Here is a 22,925-nt window from a genome sequence, read left to right as displayed (position 1 = left end):
AATGCTATTAAGGAGCTGGTAGAATAATATTCAAGTGTCCAGTTATCTGCACTCTTCGTAACCAGTTGAAACGCTTTGCCATTGAAAAGAGGAGTGGGCACCGGCGGTAGTTTGCAGTTATGGGATAACATTATGGATACAATTCCTTACCTTCCATACCAGAATAGGTAAATTCAAGCAGTTTATTAAAAAATGACCAATCGATTTGATGAGACCCCTCCGGTGGAAACCGACAGCAGTAAAAAAACGGTAGCCTCTTCCCGCGTACGCATGAACGAGCTGGTAATGCCCAATGACACCAATCCACTCGGAAAGCTTATGGGCGGACGCCTGATGCAGTGGATGGACATCTGTTCGGCGATCTCTGCCCAGCGTCACTGCAACCGAAACGTGGTTACCGTGGCGGTCGACAGCGTGGAATTTAAAAATGCGATCGACCTGGGAGAGGTTGTCGTCATCGAGGGCGAGGTAACCCGAAGCTTCAATACCTCGATGGAAGTGGCGATGCAGGTGTGGGCGGAGAATCTCCGTACCGGTGAACGACGCCTGTGTACCACCTCATTCTATACTTTTGTAGCTGTTGATGCGGATGGCAAACCGGTGCCGGTTCCCCGGATTATTCCGGAAACCGACTTTGAGCAGGAGCGCTATGAGCAGGCTGCAGAACGACGGGAAATGCGGCTGCATATCTCCAAACAAAATGAAGATGCCCACAGGAGGCGGAACAGGGAACATTCGTAAATCCTGACCAGCAAATCTTGCCCCCCCCAACTCAAGACCCACGACTCAAGACCCACAACTATCTCACCAGCACCAATTTGATGGTCGTTGAACGAGATTCCGTTTGCAGGCGGGCAAAGTAGATGCCGCTGCTAAGGTCTTGTGCATCAAAATGGAATATATGGATGCGCGCTCCCAGCTCGCTGTCGACAAGCTCCCCTACCTTTTGTCCCAGGATATTGTAGATTGAGATATTGACATGGCTCTTTTCAGCCAGGTCGAGACGCAGGCGTGTGGAGCCGTTAAATGGGTTTGGGTAGTTCTGAAAAAAATCGGTTACCTGTGGAGGCTGTGCAGACTGCACCCGGCCCTTCCCCGATACCTGAAACGGCTTTTGAGCCCGGGCCGCCTGTATTTGTGAACGAAGCTCATCCAGATTGTCGCCAAAAGCGTAGACAAATCCCACCCTGACTGTAGCGTTTGCCCCGACGGTATACGGCCCGGAGGCCACTACGGCGGATGCATCTGCCCCCGAAACGGACGTATGTTCAGTGCCGGCGCTGAGTGCGTATTTTTTTTCGTCATCGGTAAACCCATCGTAGATCCCGAAGTTCGCCCCCCTCCCCGAAGCCGCGTTATCGATCGCAAACACGCTGGAGGTGGGGCCCAGGCTTGCTACCGCCACGAACGGCTGCGTGCTTTCGGGACCCTCGTCATAGATGTAGAGAATACTGTCCTGCGGGCTGTAGGAGATCCCGTTGTTACCCGCTTCTTCGCCAATATCCCAGTCGTTAAACAGGCCGGCATAGACCTCCTCAAGTTCAAGATAGGATGAAGGATTCCGGATTTGATACAGCATGAGCACGGTGTTGGAAAGATTGGGTCTCCGGAAGGCATACGTTGTCAGTTCAATATGGGCAGAACGGTTATTCACGGTATCGGTCGTAAAATGGGTGTGCCCTTTCAGATCCGCCTCGGCTGCCAACGAATCAAGCCGAACGGTTGACTGCGGATTAAAGTCGCGCGATACGGCACCATCCGCGGTGCGAACGGCATCGTGCATCGTGCGGTTAACCTGCAGCATAAGTCCTCCTTCAAACAGCAGGTTATTCCGCTCTACATACTGGCCGTTCACCTCGTCGCGGGGAATAAATCCAACCCCGCCCTCCTGGCTGAGAGGATCGGTAAAGCCGATCGTGCCGTCGGCTGAGATGGAAATCTTAACGCGGTTTTCGGCCATCGTATCATACAACAGGTCGCCATACCGGACCACATCAAAATCCTCATACCCATTCGAAGAATCTTCAAATTCCAGCACAAAGGTTGGGACCTGCTCCAGGTTGAAGCTGCTGCTGATCTGCAGGGGCACCGTTACCCGGACGGTGTCGTCCGTAGAGATAGAGCCTAACGAACGTGTCGGCTCCCGAAGCTGAATCCCGTCTCCCGAAAGGGACGCAGCGTTCATCTCAAGATTTGAAGTTGAGGCCCCGTAGTTGACGAGGGTAATCTCCATGCGACCAGGTTCGTCAAACCCCAGCTTCTGTCCAATTTCATTGACAAACCCGACTCGATCCACCTCGATTCCGGGAAAGTTGCTGCTCACCGCCGTTGAGGCGTTAATCTTTCCACGCCCGAGCAGTATCCCCATGTCAATCCGGTCTGAAGAAACCCGTATTTGTTGAGCGATCCGCCGGGCCGACCACCCGGGATGCCGGGCACGCAGGAGCGCGGCCAGGCCTGAGACTACGGGTGTTGACATCGAGGTTCCGCTTTTGACCCCAAACCCGTTATTGCCGACGGTACTTTGGATGCCCGATCCTGTTGCAAGAACATCCAGCCCCAGCCCGTAATTGCTGTAGCCGGAACGCCGGTCGGTTCCCGGCTCCACAGACCCTACCGACACGACATCATTGTATCCTGCCGGGTAGATCACTTCCGCATTCCCCTCATTGCCGGCGGCCCCGACCACCACGGCTCCTAGACGGGTAGCGTACTCGATGACCTCTTTTTCTGCTTCAGAAGAGCCGTATCCTCCCCAGCTGCAATTGATTACATCGGCGCCGTTGCTGGCCGCGTACAAAATTCCTTCAAATCCAAAAGCAATCGCCTCCGGATCTGCGGGGACGCCGCCTGCTTTAACAGCCATATACCGGGCCTTGTACCCCGCACCCGCCAGTCCCAGGCCGTTGTCGGTTTCCGCAGCAGCGATGCCCGCCACATGGGTTCCGTGGTCGTTGGCATCCATCATCGGGTCGTTGTCTTCGGTAACATCTCCGGAGAGCGTGCCGCCGGCCCAAAAATCCCAGCCGATCACATCATCAACAAAACCGTTCCCATCATTATCGATGTTGTCACCGGCTATTTCATCTTCATTCTCCCACAGCTTTTCATCAAGATCAGAATGGTTGTAATCCACCCCCGAGTCAATAATTGCAATCACTACGTCCGGCGACCCCTGTGTAACCTCCCAGGCATCATAGAAGTGATGGTATTCTTCATACGGATTCCTGAACTCCTCGTCCGGGATATGCTGGGTAAACCGGAGGTATCGGGGTTCGGCATACTCCACCCCCTCCAGGCGGGACACCTTGGCCGCCAGCCAGGCGGGATCAATATCTGCAGCGTACCGGACAGAATAGATCCGCTGCAGTCCGGCCGCCGCTTTTTCAACTTCAGAGTTGTTGGAAAAACCTGTGCCTGCTTTATTTTTTCGGAAATGGAACTGGGATTGTTCCCAGATCGGTCTGGGATGCGTGGCGCCAAACCTGTTTAGAAATTTATGGATCTTGTCTTTTGGTTCAGTACCGCTTTTTTGCCGGAGGGTACCGAGCGTCTGCTGATCCTCATATTTAATGATAAGCGTATTTGGGAGATACTGCGGGCGGCTGCCCTGCGCGGGGAGAAGTCCCGGCACAAGCAACAGGATACTAAAAGTAACTGCGAAAATGGGTATATATATCTTCATTTAGCAGGATAAAAGTTTCCAGGAGCCAAACCACCAACCTCGCTGTAGTGCAGTCGTATTTCGGCCTGACAACACCGTTTCCGGATCACGCTCAAGATGCAGGTAAAACCGCACACTAACAAAACCATCGAAAATTTATATATTAGACAAACTCTACTCTAAGAAAGGGGAATATGGCAGCAAACAGTTCCAACGGCACTCCGACCAAACGTATAGCGGCAATCGATCTGGGGACAAACTCCTTCCACGCAGTCATTGTAGATATCTACCCTGACGGGAGTTTTCGCACCGTGGACAAGCTGAAAGAGATGGTGATTTTGGCGGAAAAGGGGATGGGTGACCTGCTCTCGGGGGATGCGATGGAGCGCGGGCTGGCGGCACTGAAGAAGATAAAAATTTTGTGCGACAACCAGGGGGTGGAGGAGATCCTGGCCTACGCCACCAGTGCCATCCGCGAGGCGCGCAACGGGGGGGAATTCATTCAGCGAATGATCGACCAGGTGCAGGTAAAGGCACTGGCCATCTCCGGTAAAATGGAGGCCGAACTGATCGGTCACGCTGTTCAACATGGCATTTCACTGGATGAAAAGCCCGTACTGATGGCCGATGTGGGCGGCGGCAGCGTGGAGTTTATCATCGCCAACAACAAGAAGTTCTTTTATTCATCCAGCAAGAAACTGGGGGTGGCCCGGATGGCCGCGCAGTTTGTTTCAACCGATCCGATCTCCAAGAAAGAGAAGAAAAAATTGCGCAACCATTTTAAACAGCAGCTCCAGGACCTTTTTGAGGCGGCTGAAAAGTATGAAATCGATACCATCGTAGGGTCTTCGGGGACGATGGAAAATATCGGCCAGATGATAGCCAACCGGAACGATATAAGCACCAAGATGACGCTGAATGAACTACAGTTTTCAGCTAAATCCTACAAGAAATTTTACAAGGATTTCATCAAGCGCAGTCATGACGAACGCCTCGGTGAAAAGGGACTGGACGATAAGCGGGTTGATATTATCGCTCCTGGGCTGGTCCTGCTAAAACTGCTCATAAAACAGCTCGGAATAGAGAACGTAAAAATATCCGAATCAGCGCTGCGCGAGGGGATGATTCTTCAATACATTAAAAAGGAGAAGGAAAATCTGAATCTGGACCTGCTGGCCGCCAGGTCGGTGGGACGCAATCCCCGGCGGCGAAGCATCTTTGAGCTGCTCCGAAAGTATAAATGGCACGAAGATCATTCTACCCATGTCACCAATATGGCTCTTCAGCTTTTCGATGAACTGCAGCTGGAACTGGAGTTGCCCGACAGCGACCGCGAACTGCTTGAATATGCAGGGTATGTGCACGATATCGGGTATTTTATCTCTCGCAGAAAGCACCATAAACATACGCTGTACCTGATCCGGCACTCCGATTTGCGTGGGTTCAACAACGAAGAGATCAACATCATCGCCAATGTGGCACGTTATCATCGCCGTTCGACGCCTGCCAGCCGGCACAAGTATTATGACCGGCAAAATAAAGAGGTAAAAAGGCGAATACGAATGCTGGCTGGACTTCTGCGTGTGGCCGACGGGCTGGATCGAAGCCACTATCAAAATGTGCAGAATCTGGAAATTGAAATTGTGGACGGTAAAACCTGTTTCTACATCACCACGGAGAGTGATCCGGAGCTCGAAATATGGGGGGCCATGCGCAAACGCCATCTTTTTGAGGAGATTACCGGGCGTCCGCTCGAAATTTATCCCAAAGAGGAGGGACAAGTGGTGGAGATAAAGCAACCCGATCCCTTCCCGGAGTACAAAGCATAAATCCCTGGGGAAGAAAAGGGGTATGGACTTACCTCAGAGGGCTCTGCCTGCCCCTGAAACCTATACCATTGCTGCAATCTGATTGAGCAGCTCCTGGTTGCTTTCGGTATTGCGCAACACTTTCAGCAAGCTCTGCATGCTTTCTTTTGGGGATTTTTTGAGCAGATACCGGCGTACCATGTTCCGCTCTTCGAGGGAATCTTCAATAAAACGCTCTTCATTACGGGTCCCGGACGCGGCGATATTGATAGCCGGAAAGATCCGGTCGTTGGCCAGTTCACGGTCGAGTACCAGCTCCATATTACCGGTTCCCTTGAACTCTTCAAAAATAAGATCATCCATGCGAGAGTTGGTCTCGATAAGGCATGTGGCAATGATGGTAAGGGATCCGCCGCCCTCAATTTTACGGGCCGAGCCAAAAATTTTCTTGGGGATCTCCAGTGCGCGGACATCAAGTCCACCGGAAAGGGTTTTCCCGCTGCTGCTCTGGATGTTGTTGTAGGCACGTCCCAGGCGGGTCAGCGAGTCGATCAAGAGCACAGAGTCGTCGCCCAGCTCGGCCATTCGCTTCACATATCCCAGTGCCAGCTCGCTGACGCGAATATGGCTCGAGGTTGGGTTGTCATTGGAGGAGGCAAATACCTGTGCATCGGTGCTTCGCATAAAATCGGTTACCTCTTCGGGACGTTCATCCACGAGCAATACACTGGTACTTATATCGGGATGGTGCTTGGTGATTGACTCTGCAATTTTTTTCAGCAACACTGTCTTTCCGGTACGGGGCGGAGCTACAATCAGCGCCCGCTGACCTTTTCCAATAGGAGAGACAAGGTCCATTACCCGCATCTCTATATCATCGGCGTCGTAACCGAGCTTGATCTGCTCGTTCGGCATGATCGGGGTCTGCAGTTCAAAGCGGGTGGCCATCTGCCAGTGCCAGGGGTCACGATCGTTTATTTTTTCGATGGAATGGATGTGGCGGTGTCCATGTCCATCCTCTTCGTATTCGCCCTCCAGGATCAGTCCCGGGCGCAAATCGTAATGTTTCACTTCGTCCGGCTTCAGGAAGGGATCACGGGGTTCATAACTGAATTCATGATCTATTTTCCGGGCAAACCCGTAGGTTTTTTCATTGATTTCCAATACGCCCCGGTACTTGCCGGCGACCTCAACGTTGTGATTTTCGTTGAAACGGGGTACAAAGACGTTGTTCTTGCCTTTGTTCTTTCTACCGCGGTTTTTGTTGTTTCTGGAACGTCCCATTAGATCTTTGTTTGAGTTAAACTAACAATCCTGCTTAGCAACAATTCACATGCGTATCGGACAGGCTAAAGCAAGAGGATTGGTAATCTTGTAAGTGATTGCAAAAAATTGAGAGGTGAAGAAAAGAGCAGTGCAGCCCTGTGTAACTGCTGCACTGCAAATTTAACTATCGTATAGAGGGAAGATAATAATGTTTGGAAGAATTTAAAACTTACCGAACGGTGGTTGTTTCTCCGATCCATTCGTAGCAAGAGTGGAGGTTTCCTCCCACCTCAATCTCCTGTCCCTCTTCCAGTGGGTTCGGATCCCACATGAATTTCTCTTCTGTTGTAGGTGTAACAGGTTGATATGACTGATACTGATTTTGCACCTGGGAAGACAGGGAAGAATCTGTTTGTCGGGCCCTGTCCAGATAATCGAGCACCAGCCAGTAAACGACCTTGTCTTTCCGGTCCATTTTTCGACCTCCCGTACACTGACTTACCGCCTGCGAATAGATGGAAGCCATCTGCATGTAGGGCTGCCCCGAGCTGGAATCAAGATTCATGGCCTGGCGGGCAAAACTGCGCGCCTGCTGCAGATTCTCCTTGTTCAGGTAGGCATCTGAAATATCCAGGGCCACCCTCGCTTTTTCAGTTTGATCATCCGTTTTATCAAGCGCCTCTTTCAGGTACCTGATCGCTTCATCATAGTTTGCATTGTTGATCGCGTAATCTGCCAGGGCCCGGGTGTTCTCAAAATTCGGGTTGACCTCATACAACTTGTTGCGTATTTCACGCACTTTATCCATCTGCCCCTGCTGGTCGTAAAGGTCAGCGAGATCCTGGAGAATTGCCGTGCTGTCCGGGTTTTGTTCAAGCTGGCTTTCCAGAAAGGCAATTCGCTCTTTCGGGGAATCAAACAGCTTATTGCGGATAGTATCGAAAAAGGCGAGCAGCTTGTCGTTGGGAGCGTGCGGTTCGGCTTTTTCAATCATATCCAGCGCCTTGTCTTTTTGTTCTTCATTCACCAGGTGCTGCAGCGTGACCTGAACATAGTACCCGTCGCCCGACTGGGTAAATTTCTCGGGATCCTGCTCGAAAAGATCTAAATAAATACCGTAAGCGCGGGTCATGGCATCGTCAATAAAATCGGAATTTTCCTGAAGAAAGCGCGCTTCTTTGAACTTCCATTCAAACATATCGATCTCATCCTCACCGAACTCGTTGTATACTTTTTCGAATATAACCTGGGCCGTATCCAGGTAAGCAGAGCGTTCGCTGGGGTCCTGCTTCTGCATGGCGACTTCGCTGTATGCGGTTATCAACCGATTGAGGTTCCGCTCCAGGTCGAAGCGCGAATAGCCCTTCAGCTTTTTAGGCATCGCTTTGTAGATCCAGCGGCCATACCGTATGGCCCCTTCATATTCCTCGTTTTTATAATTTTCGTAGTAGATAGAATACGCAGATAGTTGATCCAGGCCCATTGGGGGTTGCACATTTTCATCCTGCGCAGTAGATACCAATGGGCTGCAAAGTATCAATAACCCTATTGCCAGTATCAATTTTTTCATGACTCAGTATTTGGTGAATATTTACTTGTTTTTAAGAAACTCCTAAAGCACCCGATATATTTTATTGTAATTTGGGCTGACTAAACATTAGCTCTGCCAGGTTTATGGAAAGCTTCACTCCCCATATCGATTCTTTGACAAGATTTTGAGCTTCTGTTCCTCTCATCCCGTAATGGAAACTAACATCGATCGAAGAATTAGAATTGGGGGAAGGAATTCCTAAACCAACAGAAAGTAATATTGTTTCGATTCTTTTTCCATCGATTTTCAGATGCCCCGCATCGTAAGATACACCCGCTCTATATTTAAATTGTGACAGAAAGTTATTAGATCCTGACGCAAAAGGAAAGTACCGAATTCCGAAAGCGGCTTTATATCGGTCGATAAGCTGAGCGTCCTGCCGGATCTCTTCGTTGAAATCAAATCCAAAATCAGACCACTCCTCATACAGGGCTTCCGTGGTGAATGAGAGTTTCGGGCTTGCCTGGTAGGTCAACCCTCCACTTAGCTCGAGAGGGAGACGCAGCTTTCCGTCGCCCAGTCCTTCACCTTCCCGAACCGTAATGGTTTCAACAGCTCCTGAACTTATCTGCTTGTCGGACTTCTGTATCCGCTCAGCGTTTAGCACCACCGGCAAGTTTACGGAGGCCCCAATTCTGAGATAATCTCTTTCCTGCAGCAGGTTGGGAAGGGTTATCAACGTACCGAAGCGGTTTCCGAAGCCTGTTCCGCTGGTCTGCACGGTGTATTCCACACTCTGGTAGTCGCTTCCCGGAAATACCGTGGTAATATTATTTTCGAGCGAAGCCAGCACAAGCGATCCCGCGTATCCCACCGAGATATTCCGGGATATTTCCCAGCCAAATCCAAGCTCAATACTATTAATTCCTCCTGTACCCTGGTTTTGAACCGTGGCCGTATCCAGCTGCCCGCCGGATGTCCAGGTTTGATTACCAATAAAGTTATAGTTTGAGCGGGTGAGCGGAGTAACAGAAGCAGAAATTCCGACTTTATTTTTCTTAACGGGAAGCTGCAACTGAAAATGGTTCGCGGAAAAAACAGACGTTTCTGCCCGTCCCTGGTTATCGGTACCGTTCAGGCGCTCCATCGAAAATCCGCCGGAAGCCAGCGCAAAACAGCCCATTCCCTCCCCGCTGAAACAGGCCATGTTACCCCACGTTGCCGGATTTCCGAGTCCTGCAACGTTGGTTTCATTAAAAGAAACGCCCAGCGCTCCCATTCCGTCAGCACTGGAGGAGGTCAGGTCCACCGGCATGCCAACCCCGATCTTGGAGTAAACGGTGCCCGTACGCGCCTTGTCGGCAGCAACCTGTGCAAACGCCTGAACTGTTAGCAGATTACATATGACCGCTATAAATACAAATTTTTTCAATCTGTGTTTTCTTGATTTTTAACGTAAGTGACAATGAGTTTGGGTCGTTTAGCCTCCGGTGCCTGCTCATTATGAATCAAGCTGGATCGTATAATGCCGTTATTTGTTTCTAGTGACACATAAAATTTAAGTTCCGAAGGCAGCCCATCCAGTAAAACGCTATTGGTAAATGAAGTTATATTAAATCGATAACTCCCGTCCTCCTCGTTGTAGGATCCGTTTGAGAGAACAGAACCTGTTTGCAGGGATATCGGGACATCGGCCGGATCCAGTATCTGCAGCCTGGCTTCGCTTATCGGTCCGCGCCCGGCGGTCGGCGACACCTGATCCATCGTGTTTTCCAGGCGCTGCGTGTCTTCGTACAGTACCAGCTCTACCTTTGAGAGATTCACAGACCCGATATTTTCTCTGGTCAGGTCCATATCAAAACTCACAACTTGCTCCAGCGTGCTGTGCAGTTTAAACGTGTTGTCCGGGGTATCCGGCACGTTGGTCCTTTCGAGGCTGTTGGCCCAATCTCTCGGGGCAACCTCCAGGGTATCACTCTCCGGGTTTTCAATGATAAATTTGCTTGCCTGTGCATCTACCGGCAGCAGCTTGGCTGAATTTTTTGGTACGAGGGCCAGTCCCGGGAATTCAATTCTGTAGAGAGAATCTCTGTTGGCGCCCTCCATCTGCGTGTAATCGCGGTAGGACTGCACCCAGCTTCCGGAAAGGGGGATGTCAACCGAATCCTCCTTTTCAGCTGTAAAAGAGGCCAGCGGGGCATTGCCCGAAAGGCCGGGCTCATCATGTAATTTCCACGCCCTGCCGCGCCAAACCTGATCGAGCTCAACGATGTCATATTCCGCCGGCTGCGTTGTGTCGCCATAGACGAGCTCCTGGTTGAACACCAGCCGAAGCTTCATATTGGCATCCGGGGCCATTTCGGCACTGCCTGAGAGCAACTGGGGACGGAGCAGCCCGGTAACCTTCATATCCCCGAACAGGGGATCGCTGAACTGACCCGGCGTGAAATAGGTTAAATTCCCGGAATAGAAGTTGTAGGATTCGGTCTCGATTCCGTCCACCATCAGCGTATCAACCTTGATGGTTGTGTCGGAATCTGTAAATCCGCCTCCCACTACTCCAGATTCGTCGCAACCGACGAGCAGGGTAACACACGAGACTACCAACAACAGAAACAGGACATTTCTGCTTTCAGATGCACGGGATTGTGCAATATTCATAAGCGATGTTAACAGTATGGAAAATCTAATTTAGTTATTTGCCACTCACCAGTCATTCACCGGCCAGCTTGTCGTAGTAGTCAGCAAACTGGCTGGAAACATTTTCAGGAGACCCCTGTATCTGGGTAGGCTCTATTCCCAGCTCTTCAAAAAGGTCGTCCAGCTGACCTGTCAGGTGGTTGCCGGTCACCACTGCATCACTATATTTCAACCCGAGTGTTCGAAGGTCGACCTTGCCGTCTTTCTGGACCTGGTCGATATCAAACGAATCAGATAACCCGATCAGGTCGAGCAGTGACTGGTCAAAAATTCCGTGGTTTTCGGGATGGTGGATGTTATACACGATTTTAGAATCCTTGAAAATATCCAGGTCATTGTATTTTTCCTTCACCAGTAACGGAATCAAACCGGCCGGCCAGTCGTGGCAATGGATAATATCCGGCTTCCAGCCCAACTTCATAACTGTTTCCAGGACCCCTTTATTGTAGAAGACCAAGCGTTCGTCATTATCCTCGTAATGTTCATTGGTCTCGGGATTAAGGAACAGCGCCTTCCGTTTAAAATAGGTGTCGTTATCCAGGAAGTAGACCTGAAGCTTGGCATTGGGGATACTGGCAACCTTGATGCGCATATTTTCGACCTTATCCCCCACTTCAACCTCAATTCCGGACAGGCGAATTACTTCATGCAGTCGATTTCGGCGATCATTGATAGTACCGTATTTGGGCAGAAGAATGCGGATTTCATATCCCTTGTCCTGCAAAGAAGCCGGCAGGAACCTCAGCAGATCCGCAGTGTTTGTCATTCGGGCGAATGGAGAAATTTCGGCAGCAGCATATAAAACTTTCATAAATTTATGATGGCTAAAAAATTGGGGTGAGTACTATTATTCTTCGTTCTCATTGTTTTCCTTGTCCAGCTCTTTTTCTATGTAGAGCTGATCCATCTCTTCATCGTTTAACGAATAGAAGTCGAACAAGGTATCACTTCGCAGGCCAAGGCGCAGAGTCTCAACAGGGATGACTTCGGAGGGCTGGATATTTCCCAAATTGACATTACTGCCAAATTTTTTAATAAACCAGACCTGCTGTTCTTTTTTGGGAGCCTCAAAGATCAGATTTTCAACAGAAATCTGATCGGCAATTTCGTCGATTAAACCGGATCGTACCTCCCCGTTAGGCCGAAATACACCTACTGTTCCGCTTTCGCGCGCTTCACAAATAATTTTCCACGCGCCGGCATCCAGCTCTCGCTCAATCATCTTTACCCACTTGTAGGGCGGGATAATATCGTTTGGGTTCTTGCTTCCCACTTCCGACAGCACGGTATAATCGCGGCTCAGATCCCGGATAATTTCGAGTTTCCGCTGATCTGAAAGCCAAATTGTGCCGTTGGAGACCTCCAGGTACTCTATGCCGAACCGATCCAGCAGCTGCCGATACCCGTCCAGCTGGTCGCGCAGCATATACGCTTCAAACAGCGTGCCTCCAAAATAAACGGGTATATTGGCATTGGCGTAAACGGAGAGCTTGTCTTCTAAATTTTGTGTTACATAACTGGTGCCCCAGCCCAGCTTTACGATATCCATGTAATTTGAGCTGGATTCACAAAAATCTTCGGCTTGCCTAACACTTAAGCCTTTGTCCAAAACTAGGGTGACCCCTTTCTCGCGCGGTTTGCTTGTTCGTTTCGGAAGATGGTTAAGTTTAAATGCCATATGCCTGTTTGAGATTGAAATTTAAACGGTCTAAGATACTAAAATGAAGCTTTTTAATAAAGTCTACTTCCGGGCGTGCCGGCATCCCGCATATTTTTAACACTGAAACCTTTTATTAGTAATGAATCCCGTGGTAAGATCAAAATCTGATTTCCGCGGCTGTTACTTGTCTTCCGGTTTTAAAACCAACCCGGAGAACGGCGCAACGGGAATGGAATTATTAAAGCGATCGATGATCCCTCCCCGATCATCCCCGCCATAGAAACGGGAGTCGCTGTTTAAAATTACCTTGTAATCTACTCCCTGAAATGGACCCGGCTTGTACTCCCCAATCATATCGTCCGAAAAATTCAGGATAAACAACAGGTGGTTGCTCGGATCCTTCGCTTTCCTGAGGAAGGAGAATACGCCCCCGTGGGTTCTTCCCAGGTCTGTCCACTCAAATCCTTCCTGCCGGTCGTCCTGCTCATGCAGGCTCGCTTCCCGCCGATACAGCGAAAGCAGGTCTTTATACAGTCGCTTTACGCCCCGGTGTGGCTCAAATTCCAGCAGGTGCCAGTCCAGCGACCGGTCCTCCGCCCACTCACTTGTCTGCGCAAATTCTCCTCCCATAAACAGCAGCTTTTTACCGGGATGCCCCATCTGGTATACAAACAGCAGCCGAAGGTTGGGAAATTGCTGTTCATGTTCGCCCGGGCTTTTATATATCAGCGGTTTTTTCATGTGTACGACCTCGTCATGCGAGAGCGGAAGCACAAATTTTTCAGAAAGGGAGTATACCATGGGAAAGGTGATATTGTCGGCATAAACCCGGCGTTTGTCCACCCCCATCTCCATGTATGTGAGCGTATCATTCATCCATCCCATGTTCCACTTGAAGTCGAAGCCAAGTCCGCCGTGTTCTGTCGGATGGGTAACGCCCGGCCATGAGGTGGACTCCTCCGCAAATGTCAGCACGCCCGGATACTCTTTGTGCATCATGGCGTTGAACTGTTTCAGGAACTCAATCGCCTCCAGGTGTTCGTGTCCGCCGTATTTATTGGGGCTCCACTCTCCCTCCTCCTTCGAATAGTCGAGATAGAGCATGGCGGCTACCGCATCTACGCGCAGCCCGTCGATATGATACTTGTCGCACCAGAAAAGCGCGTTAGACAGCAAAAAGTTGCGGACCCCCGCCTTGCCATAATCAAAAATATGGGTTCCCCAGTCTTTTTGTTCCCGGCGCTTGGGATCTTCGTATTCATACAGTGGTGAACCGTCATACATCTGCAGCCCCTGCTCGTCGCGGGGGAAGTGGGCCGGCACCCAGTCCAGGATGATACCGATCCCGTTGTTATGGCACTGCTCCACGAAATACCTGAAGTCATCGGGATCTCCGAACCGGCTTGTAGGGGCAAAATACCCCATCACCTGGTAGCCCCAGGAAGGATCAAACGGGTGCTCGGCCACGGGCATAAGTTCGATATGAGTAAAACCCATTTCACTGACATAAGAAACCAGCTCATCGGCCAGCTCTCGATAGGTCAGGTATTCCTGGTGTTCACCCTTTCGCCGCCAGGATCCCAGGTGCACTTCATAGATTGATATCGGCTGATCGGTCTTCTGGCGCTCTTCTCGCTCTTTCAACCACTGGTCATCACTCCATTCGTAATGGTCGAGATCATACACCAGAGAAGCCACTTTCGGGCGGAGTTCGCTGACATACGCGTAGGGATCGGCCTTCAAAAACGGGGGGGCGTGCTCGGCGGTCTTGATTTCATATTTATAGATAGCCCACTGATCCACATGAGGAACAAACGTACTCCAGAGCCCCGTATCATCATCCTTGTCCATGATATTGGCGTCTCCATTCCAGCTGTTAAAGTCACCGACCACACTTACCCGGTGGGCGTTGGGGGCCCAAACCGTGAATCGCACTCCTTCCATGTCATCTTCTTTGACCGGATGCGCTCCCAGCAACTCATATGCCCGGTGGTATTTGCCCTCATTCCACAACCATTTTTTCTTGTCGGATAATATTTTGTCCAAAGTCCCGATCCCTTATGTTTTTTATAGTTTCAGTGACAGGCTAAGGAAAATGCGGGAAAGGTGAAAGGAGAAAAATACGGGAGACGGGAGACGGGAGACGGGAGACGGGAGACGGGAGACGGGAGACGGGAGACGGGAGACGGGAGACGGGAGACGGGAGACGAAATATATTTTCCAGTTTACTGCTGTCCAATCGATTTTTGATTTTTTTAGATTTTCCGGCAACTGGCCTTCTCCCTCCGTGATTCTGTATTTATTTTTCCAGCTCAACAAACGCCTCATCAATATTTTCGGGTTTTTGGGTGAACAGGCTAACGAGCCAGGTAGCCAGCAGGCTCAGGAAAAAAGCCGGGATCAACTCGTAGAGGCTGTTTTTCAGCACCGGTATATAATACCAGATTATCGTCACGGCGGTACCGGTAAACAGGCCGGCAAAAACACCGGCCCTGGTGGTACCCCGCCAATACAGCGCCAAAATGGAGGTGGGCCCTATGGAGGCACCCAGCCCGGCCCATGCGAACAGTACCAGCCAGAATACATACTCCTGGGCAAAGATACCGAAGGCCAGCGCAATAACAACAAGAATGCAAACGACCGCCCGGCTGTACAATACCAGCGTTTTCTGGGGAATCTCGTTTCCTTTTTGGATGATCCGATCGTATACATCCCGCACAACCGCAGAAGCTGCAACCAGCAGCTGGGAGTCGGCAGTGGACATGATCGCCGCAAAAATCGAAGCCACCACCACTCCGAAAAGAACGGGATGCAGGTGCTGCTGGGCCAGCGCCGGGTAGAGGTTCTCCTGGTCGGCGGCGGGCAGCATATCCGCTTCCGGGAAATAGATCCTGCCCGCAAGACCGATGAACAGCGCGCCCCAGGCCATCACGACATTCCATATTGTGCCGACAACAGCCGTCCAGCGGAGCTGTTCCACATCATCAATAGCCATATAGCGGGAGAGGATATGCGGATTGCCCGGCGAGCCCAGCCCGATGCCCAGGAATCCCAACACCCCGCCCAGGGTGAGTGCAAACGGGTCGACCAGTGAGGCCTCCAGGCCGGCCAGCTCCGAGAGTACCCGTTGCAGCCCACCTGCATCAAGTATTGCGATGAACGGAAGCACAACCAACGCAAAAATCATAAAGATAGCCTGAAACATATCGGTCAGACTTACGGCCAGGAATCCGCCAAGCACGGTATACAGCAAAATGATGGCTGCAGAAAAGAAGATTCCGGTCGTTTGTTCGATATGAAAGCTCGACGCAAATGCTTTTCCGCCCGCCACAAACTGGGAAGAGACATAGCCCACCATAAAAATAAGGAATACGCTCACCAGCGCTATCCGCAGCGAACCGTTTTTATCATTAAACCGCTCGGCAAAAAAGTCTGGAACGGTAATGCAGTCATAGGTTTCAGAAAAGTTTCGGAGCCTTCGTGCATAATAAAGAAACAGGAAGAGCTCCACCACAATATACCCGATCACCGCCCAGACAGCCGACGCCCCCTGGCTGTAGGCCATGCCGGTGACGCCCAGCAGAAGCCACGCACTGCGACCGGAGACGACGGCGGAGAGTGCGATAACAAACCGGTTCATCTTTCGACCTCCAATAAAAAACTCGCTGATCCCCTCCGAAGAAAAGCGGGATGAGTAGAGACCGATCCCCACGAGCAACAGCAGGTACCCGACAAAAGCACCCACTGCGTACTCATTGGCAGCTATGGATATGATCTGGCTTTCTTCCACGGCAGTCAGCTGGTCTTGGCGTTATGCACGAGCCAAAAGCTAAATATGATAATAGCTGCCGGCACTGCAAACATCATAATGTAGAAGCTAAGCATCGACTCAGAAGTTTTTAACAGACCTCATATTTTAGCTTATGCAAAATTGATCCGGGATGAGGGAATCAGGCAAAAACGAGTAAACGGACTGTCATTGACAAAACAACCAGCTGCCCGCAACTCAAGACCCACGACCCACAACTCACGAGTCATGACCCATGACCCACAACTCGTAATCCATCATGGGAATATGCCCATCTGTTCATACATGATCCCGACTTTTTCTATGGCACTCAAAAAAGCCGCCGTACGCAAGTCTATGTCGTGTCGCTTGCGGAGCTCATTAATTTCGATATAGGCGTTGACCATCGTCTCTTCCAAGCCAGAATCAACGAGCTCGTATTCACCGGCCCCGTGTGCCAGTGCCTTCATCTCGTCTTCGGTAAACGACCTGTCGGAAATATTTTCAACCACTTTTAATATTTTGCGATAGCTGGTTTCCTCCGCTCTTTTTTCGAGCCGGCCAAATCGCACATGCGAGAGATTCTTCAGCCACTCGAAATAGGAGACCGTAACCCCGCCCGCGTTAAGGTAATTGTCGGGAATGACAAGGGCCCCGCGCTTCTTTAATATTTCATGGGCCTCGGAGGTCGTGGGCCCGTTGGCCGCCTCGGCAACAATTTTGGCCTTGATATTGGGGGCATTCTGCTCGTTAATCTGATTCTCGAGCGCGGCGGGTATCAGGATATCGCACTCAGCCTCCAGGACGGCCTTGTTGTTTCCCAGCTCCCTGGCATTGCCAAACCCGATGAGGGTGTCGTTTTTTTTCCGGTATTCCACCAGTGCCTCCAGGTCGATACCGCCAGGATCGTATATTGAACCCTCAATTTCTGCCACTCCCACCAGTTTGGCGCCCGCCTCTGTCATATATTTCGCCGAGTGATAGCCAACGTTGCCCAATCCCTGAACAACAAAGGTTTTTCCTTCGATACCTTTGGAGAGCCCCAGCTCATTCATGTCTTCCTTGTTTTCGCACGCTTCCCGAACTCCAAAAAACACCCCTCGTCCGGTCGCTTCCGTGCGCCCGCGAATTCCTCCCTGGGGAATCGGTTTACCAGTAACGCAACCCTCGCTGTTGATATCATTGGAAAGCTGGCGGTAGGTGTCCAAAATCCAGCCCATTTCCCGGGCCCCGGTGCCGTAATCGGGGGCCGGCACATCCGAACCTGGACCTATGAAATTCTTTTTTATCAGCTCAAAGGTATACCGGCGGGTAATACGTTCGATTTCGGCATCCGAGTAGTTGTTTTTATCGATCTTTATCCCCCCTTTGGCCCCTCCAAACGGCACGTCAACAACAGCGCATTTGTACGTCATCAGTGCAGCCAGCGCCATGGTTTCATCTTCATTAACCGTAGTACTAAACCGAATTCCCCCTTTGGTCGGCAGTTTGTGATGGCTGTGCTCCACCCTCCAGCCCTGGATAACCTCGATATCACCGTTATCCCTTCTCAGCGGAAACGTCACGTGATATACGGTATTACAGATCTTTATCTGATTCAGTAATCCATTTTCAAAGCGTGAAAATTCTGCCGCCTTGTCAAACGCCTTGTTTACCTGGTCAAAAAATTTATAGTTGGACATAGTCAATTTTTTTTGGAATTAAATTAATTCACAGTTCGTCGGCCTGGGTCCCGCAGCCAGATATATTCCGGATAACAAACCACGGGTATAGCGCATTCAGGATTTAAATTCTGCCGAATGAATTTTCTTCCAGCTTTCCGGTTTTCCTGTCGTCTCAATAAGCAATAGGTTGTGGACAGGAAACCGGGTATGAAATTCTCGTCCCATCACATTGAGAATACGCTCCTTTTCCCTGCGCGTAAGATTACCATACAACAAACTCAGATGGGGCATAAACTCCTCTTCCGGATGCACATCAAATAAACGCTCGGCATTTCTCCTGGCCTTAACCAGCTCTTCGCTTTTCTCCGCATGCACAAACAGGGATTGATAGAAGCTGTCTGTATATCCCGCACGGGTTAGCAGTATCTCAAAAGGATGCAGCGAAGAAGCCAGTGTATCGGTCAGTTGTGTGAGTGCAGTCTCCCCGGCCGCAAGTCCGCCCAGCAGTGTTACATGCGGCTCAAAAACCGGGGTATCGTGTTGGGCACTTAGCTTTTTAATCCGCTCATGCAGGCTGTAAGCGATATCCCCAAATGGACGAAGCCACAAGGAATACGTCTGCTTTTGACTCATATGGTCATATGTTTTTATTCAGCAACATTCATTCATCCGCTTCGCAAGCTACATTAGTTTATTCAATCATTCAACGGCAGTGACGCAGGCAGGTAATCGGCGGAACCGAGATGCCGCCTTCCATAAACCCTCCATTCCTGACAGGTCCCGGCCAGCAAATTCCTCACTCTTAAGATCCGGCTGCGCACAGCCCCACGGCATCACCTGTGCGCCAGACTGTTCATCCAGGATGTGAAATTCTGCACGCTGCGACCGGTACAATTCGGTTTTAAAAGACATGCAGTTCTGAGGAAAGCGTTTCTTTTGCACGATAACAGTCCTGAAAATGCTTATTAAACGGCATTATGAATGGGAAATGGAATAAATATTGGACGGAAGGCAAAATAAGGGAAAGAGCAGGCGGTAATTTGAGGAAATAAAAAAGGCCCCGACATTACATCGAGGCCCTTTTCGTTATCATCCCATCACAATCCCTACACATAAATTAAAAATTTTATGGAAAAGTCCTAATATTTTTTTCACCAATGCAAAAAAAGGAAAAAATATCAGGGCCCAACTCTTCTGAACCTGAAAAAACCAACCATCCATGCCATTTCAAGGGGTTTTGGACGACAGGAGCGTGCAAGAGATTGCATGGCGGTTAACGCTTGTTGGTGATTTTCATTCCTGTTTCGTGCGCCGAACCCACGCTGAATACATTCGCCAAAAACAGGATCGTCATGCATCCCAAAAATCCAAACAGGAGGCTTCCGGGCATTCCAAGCTGCAGGGCTATCAACCCCACGATCAAGCTGCCAACAGCTCCACTGGCCAGGTTGGGACCCAGTCCAAATCCCTTTTCCCCGATGACCAGGTGGGTAATCCACCCTACAACAATTCCCAGCGCGATCAACCAAAAAATAGTTTCTCCACTTACTTGTTCCATAAAACGATATAACCTCCGTGAATTTTTGTTTAGCGGTTGTTTCCTTAAATATAGGGAAGATGCTTAACATTCGAAGCAGAACTCGTACATTTCAGGTAAAATAATATCCCGGTCTGGCATGTCGGATCCCGATAACATCAGAAAAATCATCCATATCGACATGGATGCATTCTACGCATCCGTGGAGCAGCGTGACTTCCCTGAATACCGGGGGAAACCGGTGATTGTCGGCGGTTCGCCCGAGGGGCGCGGCGTGGTGGCCGCTGCCAGTTACGAGGTGCGAAAATATGGAGTCCATTCCGCAATGCCGGCCGCCAAAGCCGCACGGCTCTGTCCCCATGCCATCTTTGTCAAACCCCGATTTGAGGTATACCGGAAAATATCGGGAGAGATCCGGGAGATTTTCTACCAGTTCACCGACCTGGTGGAGCCCCTTTCGCTGGATGAAGCCTTTTTGGATGTCACGGAGAACCACCATGATATCCCCTCCGCCACCCTTATCGCCCAAAAAATTCGCAAACTTATTAAACAGCAGGTACAGCTCAACGCCTCGGCGGGCGTATCCTACAACAAGTTTTTGGCTAAAATTGCCTCCGACCTCAACAAACCGAACGGGCTGGCCCTGATTACGCCGGAAGCGGCCCCGGATTTCCTTGAACAACTGGACATCGGTGAATTCTACGGGATAGGGGAGGCCACCGAAAAAAAGATGCACGCTCTCGGCATCACCAATGGAGCGGACCTGAAGCAGTGGTCGGAGATCGATCTGGTGGAGCATTTCGGCAAGACGGGCCGGTTTTACTATCGGATTGTCCGCGGCATCGACAACCGGGAGGTGAAACCGGATCGAATCAGAAAGTCGATCGGCAAGGAGCGCACGTTTTCTGAAGATGTAGACGATATCGAATGGATTAGCAATTTTTTTAGTGAGCTGGCCCAAAAAATCTCCACCAGCATGAAAAGTAAAAATGCGGCAGGCAAAACCATCACCATTAAAGTGCGATATGCCGACTTTGAAACCATTACCCGAAGCGTCTCTTTTGACCACTATATCGATGATGCGGATGAGATCGCCAGGGCGGCTACCATCCTGCTGGAACAGACCCAGGCGGGCCAGCGAAAAGTCCGGCTGCTGGGAATCACCCTATCCAATCTCAATCTAAATGAAGAGGGGATTCACAAACAGCTGGAACTGCCGTTTGGCAACAACCGGGAGAACTGATCGTCGGGAAACCTCAACTTCGGTACTTGCTGCATAAACCGGGGGGCGAGAGACGAGCGACTTTTGCCGTATTTTCCTTTTTTCTGTAGGCCGATGTGTTTACCTTAAACGGCATTAACTGGCACTAATCGATCATCCCCGAACTGATATCTGTAATGAGTTTTTCCCTTTCTGATTTTGACTATGAGCTCCCCAAGGAGCTGATCGCCCAAGAGCCGGTCCATCCCCGCGATCACGCACGACTACTCGTTTATGACCGCTCTCGAAAAACGATCACCGACGATCACTTCTATAATATACTTGACTACCTCCCTGAAAACACGACGCTGGTGGCCAACAACAGCAAGGTTGAAAAATGCAGGCTCCTGTTTGAAGATGGCCGCAGAGAAATTTTTATCCTCGAAACCATCAACCCGACGACGGTTCGCGCTTTGGTCCGGCCCGGGAAAAAATTTGGGGAGGGGAAGACCGTTGAGCTTACCGGGCAGATAACGGCAACCGTACTTTCTGTAGATGAAGAGGGCATCCGTACGCTTCAGCTCACCCCGAGCCTGCACGACCCGATTTACAACACCTATAAATATACTCCCTTTCCCCCGTACATCGAGCAGGATGAGTCGCTTTCCGGAGAATACCAGACGGTTTACGCCCGGGACCCCGGAAGCAAGGCGGCCCCAACAGCGGGACTCCATTTCACGGATAGCCTGATTGATAAAATTGAAGCTTCAACTATTGATTGGGCCGAAGTCACGTTGCATGTGGGACTGGGGACATTCGCCCCCGTAAAAACGGAAGATATCGACGAACACAATATGCACAGCGAGTGGTATGAGATCGACCGGGAAACGGCCGACAAGCTGAACAGCGCCTCACATATCACCGCAATCGGCACAACAAGCATGCGCGTGCTGGAATCCAACGCCGACAGGGCGGGACAGTTCAAACCGGAAACCAGGGAAACAGATATATTTATTCGCCCGGGCTACCAATTTAAGGCCGCTGATGCATTAATAACCAACTTTCACCTGCCCAAGAGCACCCTGCTGATGCTGATTGCAGCCTTTATGGGATTTGAGGAGATGCACCGCGTATACCGGCACGCAATCGAAAACGAATACCGGTTTTACTCCTTTGGTGATGCCATGCTTATCTTATAACCTATCGGCAACGAAGGGACGGTTATAAGCGCGATCATCGTATATGGCCTGTCCCTGACACAACATCCCTTCCAAAAGTCTCTATTATGTTCAATCCCGGTACAAAGTTCATCAACAAAAGATAACGTTAGACATATGATAAAATGACTTCACTTGTATATTAGTTATATATTAAATGGGTATTTAAAGATAATATTGCCCCGTATAGGTATTGTTCCCTATATTAATAACAGTTGATTCAAAAAGCCCGTTGAGCAATCGGGTTTTTTCATTGCCTGCCTTTGAAAATTCTCCCTGTTCAAATTCTACTCCTTTCGTACAGCATGCGCTATAAAGTTTTTTTCATTCTTCAGCAGCCTTCAGCAGCCTTCAGCAGCAACAAAATAAAAAAGCCTGCACCCCGGCGGGATACAGGCTGTAATAATTAAAGGGTTTTGAACTTTAACCCAGGTTATAGTCAGGCTTCCGGCTTGTCCTGTTGTTGAGCTTGTTGCATCTTTTCCTGCAAATCGGCCTGGTCAACCATTTGGATCTGGTTGCTCAGCTCTGTCTTCAGCTCTTCCACATCATCGTCGGCCAGCAGCTCGTCGATATCATCAATGCCAACTTTTTGAATAAGATTATAAATCATGCGGTTGAACAGCATCTGATGGGCCATTGAACTCAGCTGTACAAGCTGCTGCTGCGGAACTTGGGCGCCCGACAACTTGACCTTGTTCAAGATCGGCTCCAGTAACTTTTCAACCTTTTTGGAGACCTGCTTTTCCAGCTCCTGGGCATTTTCATTTTGCTTACTCGTTACTTCATTTCCTGACGGATCTACAAGTTTCATTATGTTCTGTGTTCATTCTTGTTCTGATTTCTGCATTTATAACACGAACTAACAGGATATCAATCCTTTGGCAGAG

At 50.1% G+C, this 22,925-nt stretch carries 18 protein-coding genes; 4 read left to right on the top strand and 14 right to left on the bottom strand.

Features of this window, described 5'->3' with window-relative positions:
• The first annotated feature begins 192 nt into the window (after window positions 1–192).
• Window positions 193–741 carry an acyl-CoA thioesterase gene (locus ACG2E4_RS09340; protein ID WP_395259505.1) on the top strand — a complete coding sequence of 183 codons (549 nt, stop codon included), beginning with the start codon at window positions 193–195 and terminating at the stop codon, window positions 739–741.
• Window positions 742–799: 58 nt separating this feature from the next.
• Here the strand turns inward: ACG2E4_RS09340 and ACG2E4_RS09335 are convergent, their stop codons facing one another.
• On the bottom strand, window positions 800–3,685 hold the full coding sequence (locus ACG2E4_RS09335; protein WP_395276363.1) for a S8 family serine peptidase: 2,886 nt from the start codon (window positions 3,683–3,685) through the stop codon (window positions 800–802).
• A 173-nt stretch (window positions 3,686–3,858) separates the two neighbouring features.
• On the opposite strand from ACG2E4_RS09335, the gene ACG2E4_RS09330 reads away from it, so the two are divergent.
• Window positions 3,859–5,493 (top strand): HD domain-containing protein, encoded by a 1,635-nt coding sequence (locus tag ACG2E4_RS09330; RefSeq protein WP_395276362.1) that lies wholly within the window; start codon window positions 3,859–3,861, stop codon window positions 5,491–5,493.
• 60 nt (window positions 5,494–5,553) lie between these two features.
• Here the strand turns inward: ACG2E4_RS09330 and rho are convergent, their stop codons facing one another.
• From rho to ACG2E4_RS09270, 12 genes are all read right to left on the bottom strand, one after another.
• On the bottom strand, window positions 5,554–6,756 hold the full coding sequence (rho, locus tag ACG2E4_RS09325; protein ID WP_395259502.1) for a transcription termination factor Rho: 1,203 nt from the start codon (window positions 6,754–6,756) through the stop codon (window positions 5,554–5,556).
• Window positions 6,757–6,967: 211 nt separating this feature from the next.
• Window positions 6,968–8,308, bottom strand: a complete 1,341-nt coding sequence (locus tag ACG2E4_RS09320) for a tetratricopeptide repeat protein (protein ID WP_395276360.1) — start codon at window positions 8,306–8,308, stop codon at window positions 6,968–6,970.
• 61 nt (window positions 8,309–8,369) lie between these two features.
• The gene (locus ACG2E4_RS09315; RefSeq protein ID WP_395276358.1) at window positions 8,370–9,701 is read right to left on the bottom strand and encodes a hypothetical protein; all 1,332 of its coding nucleotides are present in this window, start codon (window positions 9,699–9,701) and stop codon (window positions 8,370–8,372) included.
• Window positions 9,698–10,930 carry a hypothetical protein gene (locus ACG2E4_RS09310; RefSeq protein WP_395259499.1) on the bottom strand — a complete coding sequence of 411 codons (1,233 nt, stop codon included), beginning with the start codon at window positions 10,928–10,930 and terminating at the stop codon, window positions 9,698–9,700. The genes ACG2E4_RS09315 and ACG2E4_RS09310 overlap by 4 nt, the downstream gene beginning before the upstream one ends.
• A 52-nt stretch (window positions 10,931–10,982) precedes the next feature.
• Window positions 10,983–11,780: a glycogen/starch synthase gene (locus ACG2E4_RS09305; RefSeq protein WP_395259498.1), complete on the bottom strand. Its 798-nt coding sequence runs from the start codon at window positions 11,778–11,780 to the stop codon at window positions 10,983–10,985.
• 36 nt (window positions 11,781–11,816) lie between these two features.
• The gene (locus tag ACG2E4_RS09300; protein WP_395259497.1) at window positions 11,817–12,647 is read right to left on the bottom strand and encodes a phosphosulfolactate synthase; all 831 of its coding nucleotides are present in this window, start codon (window positions 12,645–12,647) and stop codon (window positions 11,817–11,819) included.
• Window positions 12,648–12,809: 162 nt separating this feature from the next.
• The gene (gene glgB / locus ACG2E4_RS09295; RefSeq protein ID WP_395276357.1) at window positions 12,810–14,675 is read right to left on the bottom strand and encodes a 1,4-alpha-glucan branching protein GlgB; all 1,866 of its coding nucleotides are present in this window, start codon (window positions 14,673–14,675) and stop codon (window positions 12,810–12,812) included.
• 253 nt (window positions 14,676–14,928) lie between these two features.
• A complete protein-coding gene (locus ACG2E4_RS09290; RefSeq protein WP_395259495.1) occupies window positions 14,929–16,419 on the bottom strand; it encodes a sodium/proline symporter in 1,491 nt (496 codons plus the stop codon).
• Between the two features lie 275 nt (window positions 16,420–16,694).
• Window positions 16,695–18,098 (bottom strand): Glu/Leu/Phe/Val dehydrogenase, encoded by a 1,404-nt coding sequence (locus tag ACG2E4_RS09285; RefSeq protein ID WP_395259494.1) that lies wholly within the window; start codon window positions 18,096–18,098, stop codon window positions 16,695–16,697.
• 96 nt (window positions 18,099–18,194) lie between these two features.
• Entirely contained in the window at window positions 18,195–18,713 is a 519-nt protein-coding gene (locus ACG2E4_RS09280) for a 2'-5' RNA ligase family protein (RefSeq protein WP_395259493.1), read from the bottom strand.
• 66 nt (window positions 18,714–18,779) lie between these two features.
• Window positions 18,780–18,992, bottom strand: coding sequence for a hypothetical protein (locus ACG2E4_RS09275; RefSeq protein ID WP_395276356.1), 213 nt, complete (start codon window positions 18,990–18,992; stop codon window positions 18,780–18,782).
• A 361-nt stretch (window positions 18,993–19,353) separates the two neighbouring features.
• Window positions 19,354–19,638, bottom strand: coding sequence for a hypothetical protein (locus ACG2E4_RS09270; protein WP_395259492.1), 285 nt, complete (start codon window positions 19,636–19,638; stop codon window positions 19,354–19,356).
• 118 nt (window positions 19,639–19,756) lie between these two features.
• On the opposite strand from ACG2E4_RS09270, the gene dinB reads away from it, so the two are divergent.
• Window positions 19,757–20,860 carry a DNA polymerase IV gene (dinB, locus tag ACG2E4_RS09265; protein ID WP_395259491.1) on the top strand — a complete coding sequence of 368 codons (1,104 nt, stop codon included), beginning with the start codon at window positions 19,757–19,759 and terminating at the stop codon, window positions 20,858–20,860.
• Between the two features lie 155 nt (window positions 20,861–21,015).
• Window positions 21,016–22,017: a tRNA preQ1(34) S-adenosylmethionine ribosyltransferase-isomerase QueA gene (gene queA / locus ACG2E4_RS09260; RefSeq protein WP_395276355.1), complete on the top strand. Its 1,002-nt coding sequence runs from the start codon at window positions 21,016–21,018 to the stop codon at window positions 22,015–22,017.
• 457 nt (window positions 22,018–22,474) lie between these two features.
• On the opposite strand, the gene ACG2E4_RS09255 is transcribed toward queA, so the two are convergent.
• The gene (locus ACG2E4_RS09255; protein WP_395259489.1) at window positions 22,475–22,849 is read right to left on the bottom strand and encodes a hypothetical protein; all 375 of its coding nucleotides are present in this window, start codon (window positions 22,847–22,849) and stop codon (window positions 22,475–22,477) included.
• Window positions 22,850–22,925 lie beyond the last annotated feature (76 nt).

It is taken from the genome of Halalkalibaculum sp. DA384 (assembly GCF_043951955.1).
In the GTDB taxonomy this organism is placed as follows: domain Bacteria; phylum Bacteroidota; class Rhodothermia; order Balneolales; family Balneolaceae; genus JAMQKA01.
Note: the sequence above shows the minus strand (reverse complement) of the source record. Positions and strands in the feature narration are given on the sequence as shown.